The sequence below is a fragment of the bacterium genome (genome assembly GCA_016708025.1).
Taxonomy (GTDB): domain Bacteria; phylum Zixibacteria; class MSB-5A5; order GN15; family FEB-12; genus FEB-12.
The window spans coordinates 1,115,023-1,136,890 of the sequence record JADJGQ010000002.1; the positions used below are offsets into that span (position 1 = coordinate 1,115,023).

Here is a 21,868-nt window from a genome sequence, read left to right on the forward strand (position 1 = left end):
CAATATTCTCCTCAACGTCTCCTTCTTCGTCCAGATAATCCTTGCAAAACAAGACAATTCGCTCCTTCTTTGGGAGGTTACCAAAGGAGAGATCCCTATGCGACGTACCATTCTTGTCTTTTTCTCACTCATCAGTTTGATCACCGCAACCGCCCTCGCCGATGAAGGGATGTGGCCGCTTTACAGCCTCGACCAGCTCCCGCTCGATACGCTCAAAGCGTACGGTCTTAAACTGCAACCAACCGATATTTACAATCCCGCCGGTGGCGGGTTGGCCGATGCTGTCGTGCAACTCGGAGCGACCGGATCATTTGTTTCGCCCGATGGCCTCATGCTGACCAATCACCATGTCGCATTTGGCGCCGTGCAGGAACAGTCGACGATCGAGAACAACTACCTTCGCGACGGTTTCTACGCCGCTACCCGCGAACAAGAGATCCCCGCAATCGGATACAAGGCCTACATCACTCTTGGTATGGAGGATGTCACGACCAAGGTCCTCAAAGGGGTGAGCGACAAGATGCCGGATATCGATCGCTACAAAGTGATCGACCTCAATATCAAAAAGATCGTGCGTGATACCGAGTCCGGACGCGATGTCAAAGCGAAAGTCGCTCGGATGTTCGGCGGCAAGCAGTACATGCTCTACACGCAATTTGAACTGCGGGATATCCGCATTGTCTATGTCCCTGCCGAAGCCATCGGTAACTTTGGCGGTGATATCGACAACTGGATGTGGCCGCGTCACACCGGCGATTTCTCTTTCCTTCGCGCCTATGTCGCGCCTGATGGCAAGTCGGCGGATTTTGCCGCTGGAAATGTCCCCTACAAGCCGAAAGTCTATCTCCATATTGAGCCAAACGGCATTCGCGAGGGAGACTTCGCCATGACCCTCGGCTTCCCCGGCTCCACCGAACGATATATCAGCTCGTATGATCTCGCCAACCAGATCGAATATGGCTATCCAAACACGATCACGACCTTCGAGGATGAGATCAACATCATGATGCAGGCCGGGCGTCGCGACTCCGCTGTCGCACTTCGCCTTGCCTCCGATCTCCAGGGCCTCAACAACACACTCAAGAACAGTTACGGCACCATGGAGGGATTCAAGAAGGGGCAGATCCTTGAACGCAAGCGGGCAGAGGAACAGCAGTTGATGGAGTGGCTGAAAGCCAATCCGGCTCTGCTCAAGAAATACGGCAAGGTCCTTCCGGAACTGGATTCACTCTACCAGGCGAAAAAAGTCCGCCAGCAACATGACAATGTCCTCTCCTATCTCAGTTGGGGATGCGACTACCTCAGGTTGGCCAACTCGATCTATCGCTGGTCTCTGGAACGCGAAAAACCGGACCTCGAACGCGAACGCGGTTACCAACAGCGGGATATGGCCAATGCGCTTGAACGACTCAAAAATGCCCAGACCAATCTGATCCCATCGGTCGACAAAGAGATCCTGAAATATTTCCTGACCCGCGCCTTGCAGCTTCCACCCGACCAGAAGATCGATGCCTTCGAGAAGCTGGTTGCCGAGGTGGATATCCCGCAGCGGAATGAATACCTCAATACGATGGTCGAAGAGCTGTATGCCAAGTCGGCGGTCGGCTCACTCGATGAACGGGTCAAGATGTTCAACATGTCGCGAGCCGAACTTGAAAAACTGAATGACCCATTCATCAATCTCGCCAAAGCGCTCAAGACCGAGCAGGATGAACTGCGCGACCGCGGCAAACAATTTGCCGGTGCCGAAACACGGCTTGCTCCGAAACTTATCCATGCGTTCGCCGAATGGAAGCAGGCCAAGATGTACCCCGACGCCAACGGCACCATGCGCCTCAGCTATGGCCAGGTCAAGGGATACACGCCGCGCGATGCCATCACCTATCGCTATGCCACCGGGCTTGGCGGCGTGATGGAAAAAGAATCGTCCATGGATCCATTCACTGTCCCGAAAGAACTGAGCGCCGCCTATGCGCAGAAAAATCCCGGACGATGGCTCGATCCGGTGATCAATGATGTCCCCGTCGATTTCCTGACCACCAACGATATCACCGGCGGCAATTCCGGCTCACCGGTCATCAACGGCGAGGGGAAATTGATCGGCGTGGCTTTCGATGGTAACTGGGAAGGAGTCGCCTCGGACTATCTTTTTGCGCCATCGGTAACCCGGACTATCGTGGTCGATGTCCGGTACATTCTGTATTTGATCGATAAGGTCTATCACTACGATAACCTGATGCGCGAATTGGGAGTCCAGACCGCTTCCTGATCGCATCCGGCAACGATACCCTGGGGTGGTCGTGATTCGCGACCACCCCTTTTTTGTCTGGGCAGCAACGCGGCAGAGATACTCATCCTTCGGGAACAAAATAGACACAGTAGTCGTTATTAGAGTGTCGGCATCATTGCCATTGGAGGGATATCATATGCGATACCAAGTGTCGATATCCGCGACCGGCACCAGTCTGCTGGTCAGATCAACGCTGGTGCTCCTGCTCATCCTGTCCTGCAGTCACGAATCTCCGCAAATGCAGCAATCTGTCACCACTCCGACAGCGGTGATGGTGCAATCATCTGGCTGTCGCCAGACGGTGAGCGACCGTGAAGCCCGCTACACTGCCACTCCGGATTGCATCTATCTGTCGTACGACAAACATCATGTCCTGCGTCTCACCCATGTGAATGCCGTGATGAACTGCTGTATCAGTGGTAACTCCGTTTCTGCGGTTGTCAGCGAAGGTATGATTCGGATCACCGAGCAGGAGAAGTTCGAGGGAACCCAACCGTGCCGCTGCCTCTGCCTGTATGATCTGGTTTATGAAGTGAGACAGGTTCCACCCGGTCTGTACACGATCCGGATCGAGGAGACAAATCTTCCTTCCGGCGAACCGATGCTTGAAGGGACGGTCGACTTGACCTCACCGATCACTGACACTATCTGTGTGCAGCACAGCAACTATCGGTCGCTGGCGACCTCGTCTTTCGAGCGGCGAGTACCGGTTCCGATGGAATAGCGCTCGGGACTTGCCGCCACTGGTTCGTCGTATTAGATTGTGGGCATGTTGATCCGCAAGCTAACTGTTAATGATGCGCACGCCTTCCGTGAACTGCGCATCGAAATGTGCACGGCTCATCCCGAGGCATTCGGCCAGACCCCCGATGAGGTCGCTGCAATGCCGGAAGACAAATTTGTCGACTGGATGTCCCCCTCTGAATCCTATCCTGAGAAATTCGTCCTGGCCGCATTCGAGGGAGAACGCTTGATCGGGACTGTCGCTTTCCGCCGCGAGGACTCAATCAAAGAGCGTCACCGCGGATGGATCTGGTCGGTCTATGTCCGCCCGGAGGGGAGAGGGAAGGGGATAAGCAAGCAGTTGATGCAGGCGATGATCGAAGAATCCCGCACGATGTCCGGACTGGAGATGCTCACTCTGGTCGTCGCATTACCCCAAACTTCCGCCCGCACGCTGTACACGTCACTTGGCTTTTTCACCAGCGGACTGATATTGCACGGCTACAAACTCCCCGATGGCCGCTACATCGACCACGAAGAGATGATGCTCTGGCTGTAAGGGGGGAGAGCAGCAGCCAATCGGTATGATAAACGAAGAGGGACGGCCATTACCTGGCGGTCCCTCTTTGTCGGCTTGCTCGCCCGCCTAATTCCCGCTGAAGATCACCGGGCGGTCAAACGCTTCTTTTACTTTGCGCGCGAATGCAGCAAACGTCGCTACATCCACTTCGCCTGGTTTAATTTGTAATGCAAATCCAACCGTCAGCACACGATTCTTCTTGTCCCAGGTCGACTTATGATCAAAACTCCAGTTCTCACCGGTGATGGTGATCGGATCCCCCATTTTCGGCTCGCCCATCGAAACCGGAACATGAATTTTGAATCCCCAGTTGGTGTTACGCGCTTCCCATCGCAGCGACACGGGGAATTTCCGCACTCCATTCCAATAGAGACTGGTGAACAGTCCATCGCTGTATGGTGACCATGACGGCAACGTGAGTAACGTCATATTGCTGACTTGTTGCTGAGTCAGGGTGATGTTTCCCCACCACCGTTCGTTGTAGATGCTGTCAATGGTGTGTGCCGAATCCTGAACCACGGAATCAAGGAGGACCGCTGATTTCCAGGCGTTGGATGCGGAGGTTTGCAGCTTCTCGCGCGCGGATTCCCGGGTCCATCCGTATACCGTACCCCGGCGGTAGCCGGCACTCTGGTCTTCATAATGCAAGCGTAGTTCAAAGCGTGATTGTGGCTGGTCGGTCAACCAGACTTCCATGGTGTCGACCAAACGAATTTCTTCCGACCTGAGGGGAGGCATGCGCTGAAGCTCCGCCTTGGTCGAAGCGCTGACCGGCAAGCAGGGCTGGTCGGCAATGCTGCTGGTGACGGTCCGCTCAAACGGATAGTAGGTGGCGGTCAGGTCGACATATTGAGTGTCACCATCCAATGCGCAGGCGGCGATCAAATGGTCGAAATCGAATTGGGGGAGCGGCAGAGTGGTCTGATCGCTGGAGGTCAGCACCAGCACCGGCCAGGCATCGATGCCTGCCTCGCGCGCCATTGCAATAAAGAGATGTGCCTTGTCTTTGCAATCGCCCCAACGACGCACCAGCACTTCGTCCGGCTTCTGCGGAATCGAAGCATCGTAGTTGAAACTGATCGTCTGGTAGGGAATTTCGAGCGACACAAAGCGATAAAGGGCACGTGCTTTCTCGCGCGGGCTGGTCAGTCCGGCGGTCAATTCTCGCGCTTTTTCTTTTGCCCGAGGATTATCATCGAGGACCGCTTCACTGACCGAGTAGTACCACCCATTCAGTTTCTGCCAATTGGGGATGGATGAGACGACCACTCGTCCGACCAAATCACCGCGTGGAGGGAGCTTGGCGAGGCCAAGATGATATGCTTCGGCATGGTCCGCCGACCAGGAGAGGCGAGTGAAACCGCAATGTTCGGTGACGACCGCTTCCGGCGCCGGGGGGAGGGAACGGGTCACCAGGTCGGTTCGATCGGTCAGGATGGCGTACTCCCAGTGTCGCTGATAGAGGCTAAAATTACATTCGTAATTGTCCGAGAATTCATTCCAGAGGTCGCCGCGATTGTTGAACCACTGGCGATAGCGAAGTTCTATGGCGTCCCCGGCACGAAGATCCTTGAAGAGAATATTCCCGTTGTTCTTTTCGCCGTTAAGGGGCGGCTGTCCTTTGCGGAGACGCCGTGCGCTCAGCAATGTCTCGAAAGTACTGGATTCATCGACCGGGTTCTCGACCTCCTGGAAAGACTGCACCGCTTCAAGGTCCTCCAGGACCCTGACCGTATGTACTTCGCGGCAAATCGGCCCATTTGCATAAACCAGCTTTTGCGTCCGGTCGAGCAACATCCAGGAGTTTTTCCCGCCCAGTTGTTCGGAGGTGGGATTGTCTTGCCAGAGGGAATCGACATTGAGAGTCCCGAACAGACTGTCCAGAGTAGTGTTGTTACGCAACTCCGCAAGACTCATGTATGGGGTTGGGGCTGAAGATTTGATGGCGTGGATCTTCAACAAGGCTTCCCGTGCCTTTGCTTCATCTCCCATCTGGCGATATATCCGATGAAGTTGATCGTACAGGATGATGCGATATGGACAGCGCTTGGCGACGGCCAGCAGATCCGGCAGGACCTCCGCCGGGGTGTGTGCGGCCATGGCGGCATCTACCATCAAATCATAGGCCAGCGAAGCAGTTGGCGAGGCTTTCAGCATTTCTCGCGCCCCGGCGATCGCCTCTGCGTATTTTTGCATTGTCATGTAATACTGTGGGGCTGTGACGAGATACTGTGTTCCCTTCAATGTCTTTCGACTATATGTTTCGTATTCCTTCAGCGCAGAGACAATGTCCTGGCTGATCGATTCGTTGAACTGCATCAGCAGCAGAGCGGGCATAGCCGAGGCCGGGTATTTCATTACCAGCGCGTCAAGTGCCTGCTTATATGCCTGAACATCACCAGTCAAAAGCATGCCGACTGCGGCGAATGCTTCAATCTCAATTCGATCGGGATACTGTTGCCCAAGTTTGGCCATTGCGTCAACCTGCTCAGCGGGTGTGCCGACAGAACGCTGAATCCAGAGGTGAGCGACGGCGGGGCAGTTCGTTCCATGGGCGATCATCCCGAGCACTTCATTGAGTCGTGCGTCATTCTCCTGTGTCTGGAGCATGACAACCAGGAGGTAAGTCTCAAGCGGCGACAGTTCCCCGGCTGCCAATCGGGCTTCGTACTCGGTTACGGCTTCGTTGACGTAGCCGTTGTACAACTGAAGAACCCCGCGCCAGAAGCGCTTTTCCGTCGACGTAGAGTTGGCCGTCAAAGAATCAAACATATCAAACAGCGGATGGAATTGCGTCGCCTGGACTGTCGAGTCGACGGCCACGTTCGCAAATCGCAGCCATTTCAACCCGTTTACCGGAGAATAGTCGGCTTTCCGGATACTCAGTCGCATGTTAGCGGCCAATTCGTTGTTGCCGAGCGAGAAGGTCAGTTCATGGAGGCCACGCTTGACGCTGGTACGGAAGCCGTTTCGGATGTAGGCATTCCGGTGAGTTGGGTCGGTCTGGATCAAAGTACCGTCGAGTCGGACGCGACTGGAGTAAATCCCTCCGGGGAGGATCAGAATCTCGGCGTCATTTGGCATCTCAAAGAACAGTTTGGTTACGTAAACGTTCGAAAGAGCATTGCTGAACGGGAACGTTGGGTCGAGATGACCATCGTTTGAGGGATCGAGCCAGCACCAGCCGGCGTTCGCTCCCATTGCTCCGCTGACCGTTACCGAGGTATCCAGTGGTTGCTTTTCAATCGGCAGGTCACGGAAGAACGCAATATTCGATTTATTATCGAACGGTCCGATCGCCCAGCCGCCGATAAAACCATCGTTCCGTTTACGCGGGGTGGCTTTAAAGGCCGTCTCGAGGTCAGTCGACTCGATCATCTGTTCCGCCATATACTGATGTCCGCCGAGCGGAGATTTGGCGATGAGAGAAATGATCTTGCGTTTCACTTCTATGTGATCGGTCCACTCCTGTTCCAGTGCGGCCCACCATTCGAAAACCGCAGGAAGGTACGGATCTCCGGGAGCGGACCCCATCAGCTTGATCGCTTTGACGGCTCCGGCATGGTCGAGATCAAGAGATGATGCCAACATCAGCCCACGCTTCGCCGATTCATCCTTCGGGTTTTCCTTGATCGCCTCGACAAACAACTCTTTGGCGACCCCGGTATTCAATTTGTGCAATTCCGTCCAGCCGTCGTCCACCGTCCCCGCGACGATAGAACTACAGACAAGACAGGCGATGAATCCTGCTACGCAGGTTGTGAGTGCGAACCGAGACATGAAACCCTCCGCGTTAGCGATTTGCAATCGGCCCTCCGATCAAGGTGGTTACAACAGCGGTCGTATTTCGGAAGAGACCTGGAAGCGTGAATGCCGACGCAACAAGGAACCGGTCTGCGCTCGAATCACGTTGATTGTCAGGCGCTCCAGTGCGAGACCAAGGAACTGGTGAGACGGGGGTGGCGATGTCAGCCGGACAGGTAGTCACTCTTCTCCCTAAAATGACCTTCGTACTACATTTTTACTAAGGTCTGCAATTTCGGTCGCTCCGTCAAGCACCCATACAGTCGACTGACTTGCATTTGCGACAGAGAGATGCTACCTTCCCTCTCCCATGATCTCGCTCATAATCGGACTCGGCAATATCGGGAAGAAGTACCATCACACCCGCCACAACGTCGGCTTTGACGTCGTCGACTCACTTATTGGAAAGAACAAAGCCACCCAACAACCCCGCGTCAAAGAGTTCGACTGGGCGACCTTCGAGGAAGGGGAGAGGAAGATCATCCTCGCCAAACCCCGCACTTTCATGAACCTCTCCGGCCTGGCCGCCGCCCGACTGCTCGAAGAGAACGAGCTGACACCCAGCCAGATGCTGGTCATTGTTGATGACTTCGCCATCCCGCTCGGGACGGTCCGGATCCGGGGGAAAGGCTCTGCCGGAGGGCACAACGGCCTCACTTCGATTATGGAAGAGCTTGGCACACAAGCGTTTCCGCGGATCCGCATGGGAATCGGCAAGGTCACTCCTCAGATGGCCCCGTCTGAGCTTGGGCGGCAGACGTCCCCGTCTGCCCCGGTTCAGCCAAAACCTGTTGACAATGAAGCGGATATTGTCGACTTTGTCCTTTCTCCGTTTGAACCGGAGGAGCGTCCGGTCGTGGATAAGATGATTCTCCACGCCACGGAAGCCGTGCTCTTTGCCATCGCACATCGTCTCGACCAGACGATGTCAAAATATAATGTGAACCCTGCTTTGCCGGAAAATCTGTAATCCATCGCAAAGCCGTTAAACCTTAACCAACGTCCAAAGGGAGGATTACTCGTGCGACTTTACGAGACCACCTTCATTGTCAATCCCCAAACCGATGATGCGTCGATCGACCGTCAGGTTCAGACAGTCACAGAGCTGATCACGAACCATGGCGGCAAGATCGTCCGCGAAGACCGCATGGGTACTCGCCGGATGATGTTCCCTGTCGGGGGACTTATCCAGGGGTACTATGCCAGCATCATTTTCGAAGGCTCCACCAGCTTGCTTCCCGAACTGGAACGCCTCTACAAGATCGAAGACGCGTATCTTCGCTACCTGACGATCCTGTACGAAGGCGACCCGGAAGCGAACAAGGCGGCTCGCGATGCCTTTGCCTCCGCGTTCGAAGAACGCGATGATCGCCGTGGCGGCGGTGACCGCGATGACGACCGTGGCGGACGATTCCGCGGCGGACGGCGAGACCGGTATGATCGCGGTGACCGTTACGAACGCAATGATCGCGGCCCACGTCCCGCTCCGCGCGGCGACTCCGGTCCGGCCGATCGTCCGGCACCGGCTACCGGTCCCAGCGAATCCTAAGCGAGAACCATCCGGGAGCAATGTATGGCAGCTCACTTGGCGTATATCAACAAGGTGATCATCACTGGTCTCCTGGTGCGTGATCCGGAATACCGGCACACCACCACGGGTGCGCCTGTCTCCAATTTCCGCATCGCCACGACCAAACGGTACCGCGATGCCGAAGGAAGCGTGAAAGAAGAAGTCTGCTATATCGGCGTCGCCGCCTGGCACACCCTCGCTGAGAGTTGTCGGGATCGGCTGCGCAAGGGAAGTCCGGTGCAGGTCGAAGGAGAACTGAAAAGTCGCGTGCGCGACACCGGTGAAGGTGTCCGACGTTCCTTCGTCGAGATCCGGGCCTACCAGATCAGAGTGGTTCATGACGACGGAAGCCAGGAGGATCTGCTCGAGACCGGCACACCGGTCCTTGCCGCCACCGGCTCACGATCGATCGGGACCCGCGTCGCATCCCACGGATACGACAGCGACCCGGATGAATCACCCTTTCGAATAATGGAGTCGTCTCAGGACGGCTTCGAACCGTGTCATCATAACGAAAACGAAGAACTGTAAAGAGAGATACACATGGCTGAACGAGGCGAATACGGAGATCGGCAGCGTCGACGCAAAGTCTGCCGGTTCTGTGAAAACAAGATCATGTTCATCGATTACAAGGACGAACGGATGCTTCGCCGCTTTATGACGGAGCGTGGCAAGATCGTCCCGCGTCGCATTTCCGGCAATTGCGCGATCCATCAGCGCAAACTGACGGTGGCGATCAAACGCGGACGCCATATGGCGATCCTGCCGTTTGTCGCTGAATCGTACAGGTAGGTGCGTGACCACTGGATCAGTGGTACCTGCCCGACCGTCGACTCAGCTCTGGATCTTCCCGGTCCTCTTCGCCATGCTGGTTTTCCCGGCCATGCGAGCGGCGGGAGTTGATTCCGGTTCGGTCGGCGCGTCGCTTCTGTTTGGCGCCGCCGCATACGTTGTCGCAGTTTATCTGTTTTACGGCGTCGCCCGACTCATGTATGCCGGCCAATTTCTCTGGCTGGCAGTTGGATCGATCGGCGGTGCGATCCTCGGTGCCGTGGCCACCTCGCCTCAGCACCTCTGGTTCGCCGAGGTCGGATGGCTCGCGGTCCTGATCCCCGGTCTGGTGGCTGGACATCTGCTCCGGCAGAACAAAACCAGCTTTCAGGTCTACCTGATCGGACTGATCGTCCTGACTCTGTTTTCGGTCCTCGCCTGGTATCCGACCTGGCGTGAGATCTACGCGCTCGGCCCCGAGGCCGGCGAAGAGATGGTGAAATTGTTTGTTGGCGGCCTGGGAACACAGGGGTACAGCCCCGAACAGGTCGAACAGATAGAAAGTGCGTACAAGCTGTTGGCGAAGTTGACGGTCCGGTTGTCGCCGGCCTCAGCGGTCGTCAGCGCGATCGTCCAGTTCAGCCTCGGCTTTCTCTGGTTGAGCTGGCGACTGGGCCAGACTTCTCCTGCGCTCGGTCAGGTGCGACGGTTCACTCAATGGAAAGTGCCGTTCGGCCTGACACCGGTCACCGGAGTCGTGATCTTGGCCCGCCTGGTCGGAAATGATGCGATCCAACTGGTCGCGGATAATGCACTCCTGGTGCTGGCGATCTTCTACGCTGTCTGCGGACTCTCCTTCATGGAGTTCACCCTGCACCGCGTCAAGGTCTCCATTTTCATCCGCATCCTGTTTTATCTGCTTCTTTTCCTGGCGCATCTGGCCGGATTGATGGTGATGGTGCTCATCGGCTTCATCGACAGCTTCCTGGACTGGCGCAAGCTGGGCGCAAATGTAACTGTTGAACAATGAGTCTGAATGCTATATTGAAGTGAGAGGAATATCATGAAAGTCATTCTTCGTGAGGATGTAGACACGGTCGGTCTGGCCGGAGAAACGGTTGAAGTGAAGGACGGTTACGGCCGGAATTTCCTGATCCCGCGCAATCTCGCCATTCCTGCGACCCAGGGAAATGTCAAGGCGATCGATGAAGTGCGCAAACAGCGCGATATCCGCGTCAAAAAGCGCCGCAAAGCCGCCGAAGTGATCAAAGATCGCATCGAACGCGTCCAGCTTCGCATCGCCGTCATGGTTGGTGAAGAAGACCGCCTGTTCGGATCGGTCACCAATAACGATGTCGCCAAGCTGCTGGAAACCGAAGGTATCTCAGTGGATAAGCGAGCGATCGACCTCGAAGAGCCGATCAAGGCGCTCGGTATGTACGCCGTGCCGGTCAAGCTTGAGAAAGATGTCGTCGCACACGCCAAATTGCTGGTGGAGAAAAAGATCGCCTGATATGAAAATGCTCGAAGTGAAGCTCGAGGGGCTGGCTCTTGACATGAGCACCGGCAATACTCCGGTAGTCATTCTCTCGCCGCCCGGTCTCGACAAGGTGCTCCCCATTTGGATCGGCCATGCGGAAGCCTGGGCGATCGCTATGGAGCTCTCCGGTGTCGGGTCCAAACGGCCGCTCACGCATGATCTTCTCAAACGCGTGATCGAGTCGCTGCATGCATCGGTCGCTCGTGTTGAGATCACCGAACTGCGCGAGCAGACGTTTTTTGCGGTGATCCATCTCAACACCGGTGGCGAGCCGGCGCATATCGATGCCCGTCCTTCGGACTCGATCGCGCTCGCCCTCAAGACCGGCGCTTCCATCTTCGTCAACGAAGAGCTGTTTAATATCAAACGACCGGAACCGGGCGACGAGGCGGTCGCCGGATCCGATGAACCGCAGGCACCGCCTATGCCGACCGACCGGGAATCATTGCGCGAACGACTCAAACGGATCCCTCCTGAGGAATTCGGTAAGTTTTCGCTGTAGTATGAGACCATTGCTTGTCGTCTGTCTCTTGTTTCTGATGCCGTTACTGTCGGTTGCGGCCGACCTTGACGACAATCAGGAGTTTACTGCCCTGTCGGCGCAGGCAAAAACTGCCTTGGCCGACGGCAACTGGCAGGAAGCACGCCGACTCACCGAAGAGCTGGCCACTCGCTTTCCTGATTCGCCGCGACGTGATCAGTTTCTCTTTGATCATGCCAAGGCGACCTACCATGCGGGGGACCATGCCGCAGCGGCCACCGAGTTCGGCCAGTTCATCTCGCAATTCCCCAAATCGACATTTCTGCCGGCCGCGCACTATTTCCGCGCCTGCAGTTGGTTGCTGCAGGAAAAGCGTGACGAAGCCGCCATCGAATTCCTGCAAGCGTACATCAATGGCGCCGATGCCGCGCTTACCACACTGATCGCTGATGCCCTGGCGACATTTGACCGCCCCCATCTGTCGATCCTCTTCTCGCAGGCATCCACCGCATCACTCTCCGATCTCCGTCGCTGCGAACTGATTCGCGAAATTTCCACTCACCTGATCGAACAACAGCGTATGGATGACGCCGTGCTGTTGCTCAGCCGATGTTCCTCTACATCGGTTTCAGCCGATGCCGCCGAAGCACTCCCCGAGGTTGTGCGAGTGGCAGTCGCCGTCCCCCTGACCGGTGAATATCAAAAGTATGGTGAAGAGATTCTGAATGGCGCCATGATCGCCCTCCAGGCACAGCCTTCGTCAGGCAGAAAGATACGGCTCGTTCCTTTCGATACTCAGTCTGATCCGGTGATGGCCGGACGGATCTGCCGCGAACTGGCCGACCTGAAATATGATGCGATCATTGGGCCGCTGACCTCCAATGAAGCGGCTGTCGCCGCCTCCGCCATGAATGACCAGACAATCCCGATCATCATCCCCGCGGCGACCAGCGCCGGTGTGACTCTCCTTGGCGGTTCCGCTTTTCAATTATCGCCGAATGTCGAACTGCAGGGGATCCGGATGGCGGAATATGCCCGACGTACCCTGAATGCGGACACCGCGCTGATCATCACTCCGACTGGATTTGATTATCTGCAGATCGGCCAGGCATTCGCCCAGCGCTTCGAACAACTTGGCGGGGTCATTCTCGGTGTAGAATATTATCGCTCCAGCGATCGGGATTTTGGCCTCTATATCCAGTCGGCGAAAAGACTGATCCTGCGCGGATTCGATGAATCCGCCACTTATCTCGATTCCCGCGGCGATACGATTGAGACCGAGGCTGTCCCCGCTCGGACAGATATCATTTTCCTCCCCGGCCCGACCGATCAACTCCGCCTCTTGCTCCCGCAGATCCGCTTCTACAAACTGGAAGGGACTTTGCTGGGCTCCGATGGCTGGGGGAGTGAAGAGATCTATAGTCTCGGCGCCGATGTTGTTGGCGGTGCATTATTCGCCTCGCCGTTTGTCCTGCAGGGTTCTCGTCAGCCGGAATTCGCACGCACCTATCAAAGTCACTATGGCGAAGTTCCGACTCGTATTGCCGCACTCGGCTACGATGCCGCCAACCTGCTGATACTGACTCTGTCCCAGAACCCTGCCACCCGGCTCGACTGGCTGACCGCCCTGGCGCAGATCTCGGATATCGAGGGCGCGTCAGGCAAGATCAGCTTCGGACAGTATCGCGAAAATGTCGAATTGCCGCTCTATCGGATCGAGGGTGGCAGAGCCATCCCGGTGGTGACCAACCGCGGCGTCGCCGCAGAATCTCCTGTCGATCAGTGACCGGCTCGCAGATAGACCGAGCGCCCGGACGACAGTGAACGTATAAGCTTCAGACCCGGAAAGAAATCTACCATGGACGAAAAGAAGATCGCAATCAGAATGGTCGTCGACGGCAAAGAGCGCGAAGTATCCTTCGAAGAACTCTCCCTGTCGAATAACCTGGCTCTCGAAGCCATCGCCAGACTGATGATCGAAAAGAAACTGTTCGAACCCAAAGACCTGCTTGAAATGATGGAGCGGGTGAAAAAAGAACGCTACCGTCCGGAACCGGGCGCCTGATCTATGAATCTCTCTGCCGACCGACCATCCGAATTCGTGCCCGAAGCAACCCAACCGGAGGGACCTTCTGTCTCCTGGACGATCCATCCGGTGAAGCGCAAGCCATGGCTCTCCGCCATCGTTACCTCGGTCGTGCTCTTGTTCTCGTTCCTTGTCTTTGTGGCGACCGAATCGACCTTTTTCTGCTTTCTGTCGCTGGTCGTGTTGTTCGCCTCGCTGGCCAAATTTTACATGCCGACCAGCTATACGCTGACGGAAAAGGAAGTGATCGTCAAAACGACCACCCAAACGCTCAGGAAAGAATGGTCGCTCTATCGGAGCTACTGGCCGGATAAAAACGGTATCCTGTTATCGCCGTTTGTCGGGCAGTCTCGCCTCGAGAATTTCCGCGGCCTCTATCTGATATTCGGGGAGAACCGGGAAGAGGCAACCGCCTTCGTGAAGAAACGCATCCCGCAGTCAACCGGGGAGCAATCATGAGCTGGCTCGGACAAAGCCCGATCCCCAACGAAGGGAAAGATATCTTTCCCGAGGAAGAACTGGCGATAATCGAAAAGGTCGCGAAGAAAGTGGTAGAGAGAGGGATGACCGTCCCGGCTATCATCTTCCTCGAATCGATCAAACCGCTCAATTTCATCTCCGCCCAGGCGATGATCTTTTTCGAGCCGATCGTCCAGACCGTCTTTAATCTCCGCGACTACGACGCCTTCCGTTCGGCCCTCGAAAAGCGCCCCAGTATCGAACTGCTGATCCAGAAGATCGAAGCCATGGATGCCGCCGCCAGCGTCCGCGAAAAGCGGGTCAAAGCATTCATGAAAGAAGAGCGCAAAAAGTGGAACTGGTACCAGCGATATCTGGGAGTTTTTCTGCCGAAGGTCGTCATTCCTGAGGAAGTCCTCAACCCCCCTCCGACCGAGCCGAAAAAAAACGACGGCCAGTAGGCCGCCGTTTATTTAACCGGTCAGTGATCTCCACATCACTGACTATTTCTTTTGCGCATTCTGCAGGATCGCCAACTGATAGACCTCAATCGATCTCCCCAGCGTATCCGCAAATGGCGACGCGATCTTTTTCAGATAGGCAAGTTCCGCCTCGGCCTGCTTAATATCTCCCATCGCCAGATAGGTCTCGCCGCGGTATTCCCGCGCCTGGGCGAAATCCGGCTTGAGCGTCAACGCCCTGTCATAAGCCGCGAGTGATTTCGGGAGATCCCCCAATTTGCGATAGCAATACCCCAGGTAGTTATGCGCTTCATGCATCGCGGTATCAAGCTCAACCGCTTTGGTGAAATTCTCGACCGCCTTTTCGTACTCTTTGCGCGCCTTGGCATCCGAGGTCGCCCGGTAATTGTAGGCGTACAGCGAATCCCCCTTGATCCCGATTTCGCGCGCTTTGTCGACATGCTTGACGCCGTCGTTATACTCGCTCACCGCCTTCTTCTGATTGTCTGCGGCCTCTTCCTCGGGCGATTTCTCGCCCGAGCCGAGTGCAAAGGCGGTTGAGGAAAGAAGGAATAGTCCTGCCATCAGTGCGATAGGGACCGAGGTGGCGCGAGTAACCACCCCGATCCATCGGGCTAATTGTGCCATTAATGGCGAGCAGTGCTGCATGTTCGTCACAACACCCAACGATGCTAAATGGTTCCGATGAGTCTATGTTAGTGAGTCACTTGATGATAACGAGTTTCCCGATCTGAACCGAACCGTCCGGTGACTCCACCGTCCAGTAATACAGACCGGAGACCACCGCTTGTATGTTTCGATTGATCAGATCCCAGGAATCACGCGTTGAATTGGGGTCCGCTGGGTCGAAATCGTGGCGCAATTCACGCACCAGATCGCCATCGATTGAGTGAATCCGGATAGTACATCGTGGGGGGAGATTGACAAAGTTTATCCGTCGGTCTCGATCAGGAATGCGGTTAGACCCGCGCCCTTCAAACCCCGCATCACGGTAGTGTGCGTCTATGCGATATGGATTTGGGTAGATATAAACGGGTGGCAGAACTGAGTCCGTTTGTCCTTCGTCGCCAAACGGGTAGCAGTGTTTGATACCTGCCATTTTTGAGGTCTCAAGAGCGGGAAGTTCGACTTTGGGCGATCCGAAATCATATGCGGTGACATTGACAAAATAGGGGACAGTCGGTAATAGATTCTCGATAATGCACTCATACTCGTAGTACTTCAGGTTCCCTTCCGCAGTCAGTTCATCCGTGGTAATTGTGTCAAATGGCCCCGGTTTCTGTGCCTCCGGATAAACCCGTCTGATAGGCGTCTGCACCGCCAGTTGATTGACATTGTAGTCATGTGGTGTGAAGTAGAAAAGTGAATCGATCGAGTGTTTCCCTTGGTATGGATTGTGGCGCGTGTATGCCAGGGGATCAAACAGCGAATCATGGCAAGGGTCGTCGCCTGAGCCGTAAAGGCATCGAACCTCCTCAAGTGTCATCGGAATATCCTGTACCTCAAAATCACCATCCGGCGGCACCATCGGGTTCCAAACCCACTTGTCAAAATTCCGCCGGTCATAGCCCGCCAGCAGAGACATTGAACCTTCGCGGTCGTCCCGGCCCAGCCAAATGTGGTAGCCCTCAAAATCAATCAGTCCGGAGAAGATGTCTTTGGTTGTTTCAGAGCGTTGCCCGTTGAAGCGGACGCGGATCGCGTTCAATTGTGGCTCCACCCAGAACTCCGGTGGCGGTGGGGGCTGAACACCACGCCAATCCGCCACACCATCGCCGCGATAGTATGTCGTGTCGGCGCCGCTTATCACCCACTGACCGTCGACCAATACCGAATCAAGGACGCAAACTCTATACTCCCCTGCGTAACCGTCTGAGTCAGTGTCCACACCCGGGTTGTCGAATATCCATTCAGCCCATGTCGCGTTCTTTGCAATGTCGTCAAATGACACGTTTTCGTACCACTTCGAGGGCTGTCCATTGATCAAATTTATCCCATTTGCTGGATCAGTGTGAAATCTCTCCCCAGCGATATAGGCGAAGGCAAGTGAAAGTTGTGCACCTGGAGCGAGGCGGAATGGTCCAAATGACAGCACATAGTAGGCATCGTCACCATTGGCCAGCGAGTCCCTGTACTCCCAGGGCGGAAACATCCACTCTGGATTGTTTGGCCATATGTCGCTCACCATTGCCTGGTCATAGTCCCATTCACCATTGCTCATAAGGTAATACTTGTTCCGATCACCGAGCGGCTCACCAGTGCCACCAGTAAGGAAGTTCCGGAGTGGGCGTTCCGGTGTCGGTTGGCGACGCGGCCCAAAATCATAATTGAGGCCGTAGTTGTTCACCCACCAGTTATAGGCAATTTGCTGTGTTGTCGATGGGAGCTGGAGGAATCGAATCCCTTCCACCGAAGTGGGCGATTTATTTCCCCCCTTTAAGGCAAATCCCCCGTTGATTGGATCGCCGTCATTGTCTACTACCCAGGCAAGCCCGATGGTGTCGATGAATCCACATCCGCGGGCTGACGGATAGGTCCGCAAGAAGCCGCAGATATCGTCCTCCGAGAGCCAATACTCATCGACCTCCCAATCTTGTTGGCCGCAATCCTGGTCTGATTGAATACCCACATACACTCCTTCGATGAAGCTCTCGCCAACATTGGTGATCTTCACGTCAAACAGGACGAAGTCTTCGGCGTATGCCACTGACCATGCGTAAGATCGTTGCTCAATCTCAAGGTTGAGCGGGCGGTGGGGACGATAGTCCAAAAAGTCCAGTCCACTGTTGTTATTGGTAATAGTGTCTACCGACCAGCAGATGAAATCCTCCTCCGAAATGGCGCCAATGAACTCGGGCGCTTCCGGGTCGGAGGTCGAACGATAAACCAACGCATGTTCGGGGAGTCCATCCCAACTGAATTCAAAGCCGAGTTCGTCACGGTCAATGTAGCTAGTAATGGAGACCAGCGTATCACCACCGACAATCCCTCCAACCCACATGCCTGCATCGGCGAGGTACTTAATCCCGGACCATCGTGGATACTCTCCAGCCTCGCCGCGCCAATTGCCAATGATACACTGATTTACGTCGTATTCAAAGACTCCGCCCAACCTACCAGCACCGATCCCCAATCCCAGTTTGCCAATGGAATGTGAGGCATCGCAGTATTCAACCGCCTGAGCGGTGGTCAACGCCTGGTGTCTGAGCGAATCTCTGCCAATTGGAGAAGGCCTGGCGGCGAGCTCTGGGCCGCCGATAGATGCCAGGAAAAAGAGCGATATAAGAATGAATCGCATGGTCCCCCGATTCTTGTATCCCTATATAGATTCACCTTCAGGATACATCTCGATGAGAGACGAGACAACCCATATTTCGTGAAGAGGGTCTCGACTCGCCCGCCGCCAAATGCGGTCTCAGCCCTCACCGGGGACAGCCCCCCCGGGGGGGAACTTTACCCCTCCAGGCCGGTTATCTGTATAGGAATTATTATGTTGGCTGGATTGGCCAGGACGCCTATATTTCGTCCAGTTGACCGGCTGTTCAGTTTTTGCACTGGATGCCGATAGATATAACACGTTCAAGGAGTTAGAGTTGAACCAGGAATGGTTACTCCTGATGGGGGGCGACCCCAATTCGCAGGGCTCGCCACTGTTGATGATCGTCTGGTTTGGGCTGATTTTTCTGGTCATGTATTTCCTCATGATCCGGCCGCAGCGCAAACGCCAGAAAGAACATGAACAACTCCTGAAGGATTTGAAAAAGGGTGACAAAGTCGTCACCAGCGGCGGTCTCTTCGGGACCATCTTCGCTATCGATGAAGAACGCGGACGCATCGTTCTCAAGATCGGGGATGAGACCAAACTGGAGTTTCTCCGGTCATCGATCGCCGGTAAAGTAGACAAGTAGCTTTAAGAAAGTTTTTAGGAGTTAGCGTGGCTGTACGACCGATCGTCACATATGGCGACCCTGTTTTGAGACAAGTTTCTGCGCCGGTCACTGAGATCGACCAGGCGGTCAAAGATTTGGTGTCCGATATGATAGACACCGTGAAAAAAGCTCAGGGTCTTGGTCTGGCGGCGGTACAAATCGGCGTGTTGAAGCGAGTCTTCATTGTCGACCTCTCTGCGGTCGATATCACTGCCAACCTCACTGTTTTCATCAATCCGGAGATCATCGAAGCCACCGGCCAGGTTGAGCTGGAAGAAGGCTGTTTGTCATTTCCGGGGATCTACCAAAAATGTACCCGTCCCGCCAGAGTGCGAGTCCGCGCTCTTGGAGTCGATGGCCAGCCGTTCGAGATGACGGTGGATGGCCTGGCGTCTCGGGCCATTTTGCATGAGTATGATCACCTTGAGGGTAAGCTGTTCATCGATTATATCTCGCCGATAGCCAGGACGCTTTTGAAAGGGCGGCTGAGAAAGCTCGCCGCTGCTTCCTAATCTGACCAGGTTGATTCTCTCTTCCGGTCATTTGCCTCGCATGTCGCCACAGCGATAGCAGGCCGTCCAGTCATGCTCCACCTTCATGAGAATTGTCTACATGGGCACGCCGGAGTTTGCCCGGTTGCCGCTCGCGCATTTGTGTGAGAGCCGGCATACCGTGCTTGCTGTCGTCACCGGTCCGGATAAAACCGCCGGTCGAGGTCACAAGCTGATCCAAACTCCCGTCAAACAGGAAGCCACCCAGCGCGGCATCCCGGTCCTGACCCCTCTCTCCCTCAAAGAGGAAGGGCTGGCCGATGGTTTGCGCCAATTCGAGGCCGACCTGTTTGTAGTGATCGCCTTTCGGATCTTGCCTGCCAGGCTGTTCGCTATCCCGCGGCTTGGCTCGATCAACATCCATGGCTCACTGCTCCCCAGGTACCGTGGCGCCGCCCCCATCAACTGGGCGCTCATTAACGGCGATACCGAAACCGGTCTCTCCAGTTTCTTCCTCAAACGCGAGGTAGACACCGGAAACCTGATCGGACAGGTCAAAACCGCTATCGCCGATGACGACACGTATGATTCTCTGGCCGGGAAAATGAGTGCGATGGCCGGACCGTTCCTGCTCGAAACGCTCGATGCGATCGAAGCCGGACGGACCGACGGTATCCCGCAGAATGATGCCGAGGCAACCACCGCTCCCAAGCTGACTCCTTTCAACTCGATGATCGATTGGGGATTCCCGTCGGTCCATATCCGCAATTTTGTGCGGGGTCTCTGTAGCAAGCCGACTGCCTACAGTTATTTCAGAGGGAAACGTATCAAGATCCTCGAATGCGTTCGCGCAGACGAGCTGGCACAACCCGGACTCCGACCCGGCACCGTCCTGCAGGACAAACGACGACTCGTCGTCGCCTGCGGTCCCGGCGCGGTCGAGATCACCCGGATCGTGCCCGAAGGAAAAGCGGAAATGCCCGGCGCCGCTTTCGTTAATGGTTTTAAGCCTCTCACCGATGAGGTTTTCGGGGAGATCCCGCAAGGGGTGAAGGAGCATGAGTGAAAACTGAAATTCTTATCAATTCGACCGAATACGAAAAACGTCTGGCGATGCTTGAAGATGACAAGCTCGTCGAACTCCAGGTCGAACGACCGGATACCGAACGGATGGTCGGCGACATTTACAAAGCCAAGATCAAAACCGTTCTCCCCGGTATGCAAGCCGCCTTCGTCGATATCGGCATGGAGAAAGCAGCTTACCTGCACTCCTCCGACATCGGCAAAGACTACGGCGGCCGAAGCTACGATTCTGAGGAACTGGATGATGATGACGCTCCCGTGCAGGTGGTCCGCAAGACCCGCCGCGCCGGCATCGAAACCGTCCTCAAGAAAAACCAGGATATCCTGGTACAGGTCATCAAAGAGCCGATCTCAACCAAAGGCCCGCGCGTTGCCACCGAGATTTCCATTCCCGGTCGCTTTCTGGTGTTGGTCCCGGATGATGATCATATCCGCATCTCCAAACGGATCACCGATTGGGGAGAGAAACGTCGCCTCAAAAAAGTGGTCGCGCCGCTTCGCCCCGAAGGGTTCGGGCTGATCGTCCGCACCGAGGCCGAAGGCGTCAACGAGGATGACTTCCGCGCCGATATCAAACGCCTCCAGAAACTCTGGGCCAAGCTGAAGCGCAAAGCCGACACCCTCTCCGCGCCATCTTTGATCCACAAAGAAGCGGACATGATGGTCTCGATGATCCGTGACGTATTCACCGATGATGTCTCCCGCGTGCTGGTGGACAATCGCGATGATTACAAGAAGGTGATCCAGTTCGCACGCCAGGTGGCGCCGCATCTGAAAGACCGCGTCCAGCTGTACAAGGGGAATCAACCGCTGTTTGATATGTACGGACTTGAAGCCGAGATCGACAAGATGCTCTCGCGCAAGGTCTGGATCAAAAAAGGCGCGTACATTGTCATCGACCAGACCGAAGCGATGGTGACTATCGATGTCAACACGGGGCGGTTTGTCGGCGGCAAAGATCAGGAACAGACGATCTATGAGACCAATCTCCAGGCGGCCCGGGAGATCGCGCGGCAGATCCGCCTTCGCGATATCGGCGGCCTGATCGTCTGCGATTTCATCGACATGTACAGCCGTGAAAACCGCCGTCGGCTTTACGAAGAATTCAAGCGAGCCTTTGCGCGTGACCGCGCCAAGCGCGGCATCAACCCGGTCACTGAATTCGGCCTGGTCGAAATGACCCGCGAACGCGTGCGCCCGTCGCATATGCATACTCTCTCCGAGCAGTGCCCGCACTGCGCCGGACTGGGACGGATCGTCTCCAAGGAGAACCTGGCCACCAAGATCGAACGCTGGTTTATCCGCGCAAAAGCGGCGAAGAAATTCGACAAATTCCACCTGATCGTCAACCCGAATCTGGCCGCGACGATCGCCGAAAACGGCGTCAACCGCGTGGAACGACTGATGAAAGCGCACAAGTTTCGGATCAACCTGGTCCGCGATACTACCATGCCGCAGCAGGAATTCCATATCTACAACGCCGATGACAATCTGGAGATCACCGAGCAGTACAAGGAACAAAAACCGGCCTGATACGCTCGCCGATCCACGCCTGAAAAACAAAAGCCGCCTGAAAAGG

Annotated in this window: 21 protein-coding genes; 18 read left to right on the top strand and 3 right to left on the bottom strand. The window is 55.5% G+C overall.

What is annotated here, in order from left to right:
- Positions 1-97 precede the first annotated feature (97 nt).
- From IPH75_10990 to IPH75_11000, 3 genes are all read left to right on the top strand, one after another.
- On the top strand, positions 98-2,269 hold the full coding sequence (locus IPH75_10990) for a S46 family peptidase (protein MBK7142594.1): 2,172 nt from the start codon (positions 98-100) through the stop codon (positions 2,267-2,269).
- Between the two features lie 157 nt (positions 2,270-2,426).
- Positions 2,427-3,014 carry a hypothetical protein gene (locus tag IPH75_10995; protein MBK7142595.1) on the top strand — a complete coding sequence of 196 codons (588 nt, stop codon included), beginning with the start codon at positions 2,427-2,429 and terminating at the stop codon, positions 3,012-3,014.
- Positions 3,015-3,059: 45 nt separating this feature from the next.
- Positions 3,060-3,572, top strand: coding sequence for a GNAT family N-acetyltransferase (locus IPH75_11000; GenBank protein MBK7142596.1), 513 nt, complete (start codon positions 3,060-3,062; stop codon positions 3,570-3,572).
- An 87-nt stretch (positions 3,573-3,659) separates the two neighbouring features.
- Here the strand turns inward: IPH75_11000 and IPH75_11005 are convergent, their stop codons facing one another.
- Entirely contained in the window at positions 3,660-7,373 is a 3,714-nt protein-coding gene (locus tag IPH75_11005; protein ID MBK7142597.1) for a hypothetical protein, read from the bottom strand.
- A 334-nt stretch (positions 7,374-7,707) separates the two neighbouring features.
- Between IPH75_11005 and IPH75_11010 the strand changes: the two genes are divergently transcribed.
- The 11 genes from IPH75_11010 (at position 7,708) to IPH75_11060 (ending at position 14,765) form a co-directional block, all read left to right on the top strand.
- Positions 7,708-8,367 (top strand): aminoacyl-tRNA hydrolase, encoded by a 660-nt coding sequence (locus IPH75_11010; protein ID MBK7142598.1) that lies wholly within the window; start codon positions 7,708-7,710, stop codon positions 8,365-8,367.
- 51 nt (positions 8,368-8,418) lie between these two features.
- Complete coding sequence (rpsF, locus tag IPH75_11015) at positions 8,419-8,946, top strand: 30S ribosomal protein S6 (GenBank protein ID MBK7142599.1); 528 nt, start codon at positions 8,419-8,421, stop codon at positions 8,944-8,946.
- Between the two features lie 24 nt (positions 8,947-8,970).
- The gene (locus IPH75_11020; protein MBK7142600.1) at positions 8,971-9,498 is read left to right on the top strand and encodes a single-stranded DNA-binding protein; all 528 of its coding nucleotides are present in this window, start codon (positions 8,971-8,973) and stop codon (positions 9,496-9,498) included.
- A 12-nt stretch (positions 9,499-9,510) separates the two neighbouring features.
- Positions 9,511-9,759, top strand: a complete 249-nt coding sequence (locus IPH75_11025) for a 30S ribosomal protein S18 (protein ID MBK7142601.1) — start codon at positions 9,511-9,513, stop codon at positions 9,757-9,759.
- A 4-nt stretch (positions 9,760-9,763) separates the two neighbouring features.
- Positions 9,764-10,768: a DUF2232 domain-containing protein gene (locus IPH75_11030; GenBank protein MBK7142602.1), complete on the top strand. Its 1,005-nt coding sequence runs from the start codon at positions 9,764-9,766 to the stop codon at positions 10,766-10,768.
- Between the two features lie 33 nt (positions 10,769-10,801).
- Positions 10,802-11,251 carry a 50S ribosomal protein L9 gene (locus tag IPH75_11035; protein MBK7142603.1) on the top strand — a complete coding sequence of 150 codons (450 nt, stop codon included), beginning with the start codon at positions 10,802-10,804 and terminating at the stop codon, positions 11,249-11,251.
- A 1-nt stretch (position 11,252) separates the two neighbouring features.
- The gene (locus tag IPH75_11040) at positions 11,253-11,780 is read left to right on the top strand and encodes a bifunctional nuclease family protein (protein MBK7142604.1); all 528 of its coding nucleotides are present in this window, start codon (positions 11,253-11,255) and stop codon (positions 11,778-11,780) included.
- Between the two features lie 37 nt (positions 11,781-11,817).
- A complete protein-coding gene (locus IPH75_11045; protein MBK7142605.1) occupies positions 11,818-13,545 on the top strand; it encodes a penicillin-binding protein activator in 1,728 nt (575 codons plus the stop codon).
- Positions 13,546-13,617: 72 nt separating this feature from the next.
- Complete coding sequence (locus tag IPH75_11050) at positions 13,618-13,824, top strand: hypothetical protein (protein ID MBK7142606.1); 207 nt, start codon at positions 13,618-13,620, stop codon at positions 13,822-13,824.
- Positions 13,825-13,827: 3 nt separating this feature from the next.
- Complete coding sequence (locus IPH75_11055; protein MBK7142607.1) at positions 13,828-14,304, top strand: hypothetical protein; 477 nt, start codon at positions 13,828-13,830, stop codon at positions 14,302-14,304.
- The gene (locus IPH75_11060; protein ID MBK7142608.1) at positions 14,301-14,765 is read left to right on the top strand and encodes a hypothetical protein; all 465 of its coding nucleotides are present in this window, start codon (positions 14,301-14,303) and stop codon (positions 14,763-14,765) included. The genes IPH75_11055 and IPH75_11060 overlap by 4 nt, the downstream gene beginning before the upstream one ends.
- A gap of 42 nt (positions 14,766-14,807) precedes the next feature.
- Here the strand turns inward: IPH75_11060 and IPH75_11065 are convergent, their stop codons facing one another.
- Both IPH75_11065 and IPH75_11070 read right to left on the bottom strand, forming a co-directional pair.
- Positions 14,808-15,413 (bottom strand): tetratricopeptide repeat protein, encoded by a 606-nt coding sequence (locus IPH75_11065; protein ID MBK7142609.1) that lies wholly within the window; start codon positions 15,411-15,413, stop codon positions 14,808-14,810.
- A 76-nt stretch (positions 15,414-15,489) separates the two neighbouring features.
- Positions 15,490-18,084 (bottom strand): hypothetical protein, encoded by a 2,595-nt coding sequence (locus tag IPH75_11070; GenBank protein ID MBK7142610.1) that lies wholly within the window; start codon positions 18,082-18,084, stop codon positions 15,490-15,492.
- A gap of 319 nt (positions 18,085-18,403) precedes the next feature.
- Here IPH75_11070 and yajC point away from each other — a divergent pair, with 319 nt between their 5' ends.
- The 4 genes from yajC to IPH75_11090 all read left to right on the top strand — a co-directional run bounded on the left by yajC (position 18,404) and on the right by IPH75_11090 (position 21,822).
- On the top strand, positions 18,404-18,694 hold the full coding sequence (gene yajC / locus IPH75_11075) for a preprotein translocase subunit YajC (protein ID MBK7142611.1): 291 nt from the start codon (positions 18,404-18,406) through the stop codon (positions 18,692-18,694).
- 26 nt (positions 18,695-18,720) lie between these two features.
- Positions 18,721-19,227 (top strand): peptide deformylase, encoded by a 507-nt coding sequence (def, locus tag IPH75_11080; protein ID MBK7142612.1) that lies wholly within the window; start codon positions 18,721-18,723, stop codon positions 19,225-19,227.
- An 85-nt stretch (positions 19,228-19,312) separates the two neighbouring features.
- Complete coding sequence (locus IPH75_11085; protein MBK7142613.1) at positions 19,313-20,272, top strand: methionyl-tRNA formyltransferase; 960 nt, start codon at positions 19,313-19,315, stop codon at positions 20,270-20,272.
- The gene (locus tag IPH75_11090; GenBank protein ID MBK7142614.1) at positions 20,269-21,822 is read left to right on the top strand and encodes an Rne/Rng family ribonuclease; all 1,554 of its coding nucleotides are present in this window, start codon (positions 20,269-20,271) and stop codon (positions 21,820-21,822) included. The genes IPH75_11085 and IPH75_11090 overlap by 4 nt, the downstream gene beginning before the upstream one ends.
- Positions 21,823-21,868: the final 46 nt, after the last annotated feature.

Bases quoted from the DNA above. Each gene is read 5' to 3' on its own strand.
- IPH75_10990 (MBK7142594.1), top strand. From the start codon at position 98: ATGCGACGTACCATTCTTGTCTTTTTCTCACTCATCAGTTTGATCACC.
- IPH75_10995 (MBK7142595.1), top strand. From the start codon at position 2,427: ATGCGATACCAAGTGTCGATATCCGCGACCGGCACCAGTCTGCTGGTC.
- IPH75_11000 (MBK7142596.1), top strand. From the start codon at position 3,060: ATGTTGATCCGCAAGCTAACTGTTAATGATGCGCACGCCTTCCGTGAA.
- IPH75_11005 (MBK7142597.1), bottom strand. From the start codon at position 7,373: ATGTCTCGGTTCGCACTCACAACCTGCGTAGCAGGATTCATCGCCTGT.
- IPH75_11010 (MBK7142598.1), top strand. From the start codon at position 7,708: ATGATCTCGCTCATAATCGGACTCGGCAATATCGGGAAGAAGTACCAT.
- IPH75_11020 (MBK7142600.1), top strand. From the start codon at position 8,971: ATGGCAGCTCACTTGGCGTATATCAACAAGGTGATCATCACTGGTCTC.
- IPH75_11025 (MBK7142601.1), top strand. From the start codon at position 9,511: ATGGCTGAACGAGGCGAATACGGAGATCGGCAGCGTCGACGCAAAGTC.
- IPH75_11035 (MBK7142603.1), top strand. From the start codon at position 10,802: ATGAAAGTCATTCTTCGTGAGGATGTAGACACGGTCGGTCTGGCCGGA.
- IPH75_11040 (MBK7142604.1), top strand. From the start codon at position 11,253: ATGAAAATGCTCGAAGTGAAGCTCGAGGGGCTGGCTCTTGACATGAGC.
- IPH75_11045 (MBK7142605.1), top strand. From the start codon at position 11,818: ATGCCGTTACTGTCGGTTGCGGCCGACCTTGACGACAATCAGGAGTTT.
- IPH75_11050 (MBK7142606.1), top strand. From the start codon at position 13,618: ATGGACGAAAAGAAGATCGCAATCAGAATGGTCGTCGACGGCAAAGAG.
- IPH75_11055 (MBK7142607.1), top strand. From the start codon at position 13,828: ATGAATCTCTCTGCCGACCGACCATCCGAATTCGTGCCCGAAGCAACC.
- IPH75_11060 (MBK7142608.1), top strand. From the start codon at position 14,301: ATGAGCTGGCTCGGACAAAGCCCGATCCCCAACGAAGGGAAAGATATC.
- IPH75_11065 (MBK7142609.1), bottom strand. From the start codon at position 15,413: ATGGCACAATTAGCCCGATGGATCGGGGTGGTTACTCGCGCCACCTCG.
- IPH75_11070 (MBK7142610.1), bottom strand. From the start codon at position 18,084: ATGCGATTCATTCTTATATCGCTCTTTTTCCTGGCATCTATCGGCGGC.
- yajC (MBK7142611.1), top strand. From the start codon at position 18,404: ATGGGGGGCGACCCCAATTCGCAGGGCTCGCCACTGTTGATGATCGTC.
- IPH75_11085 (MBK7142613.1), top strand. From the start codon at position 19,313: ATGAGAATTGTCTACATGGGCACGCCGGAGTTTGCCCGGTTGCCGCTC.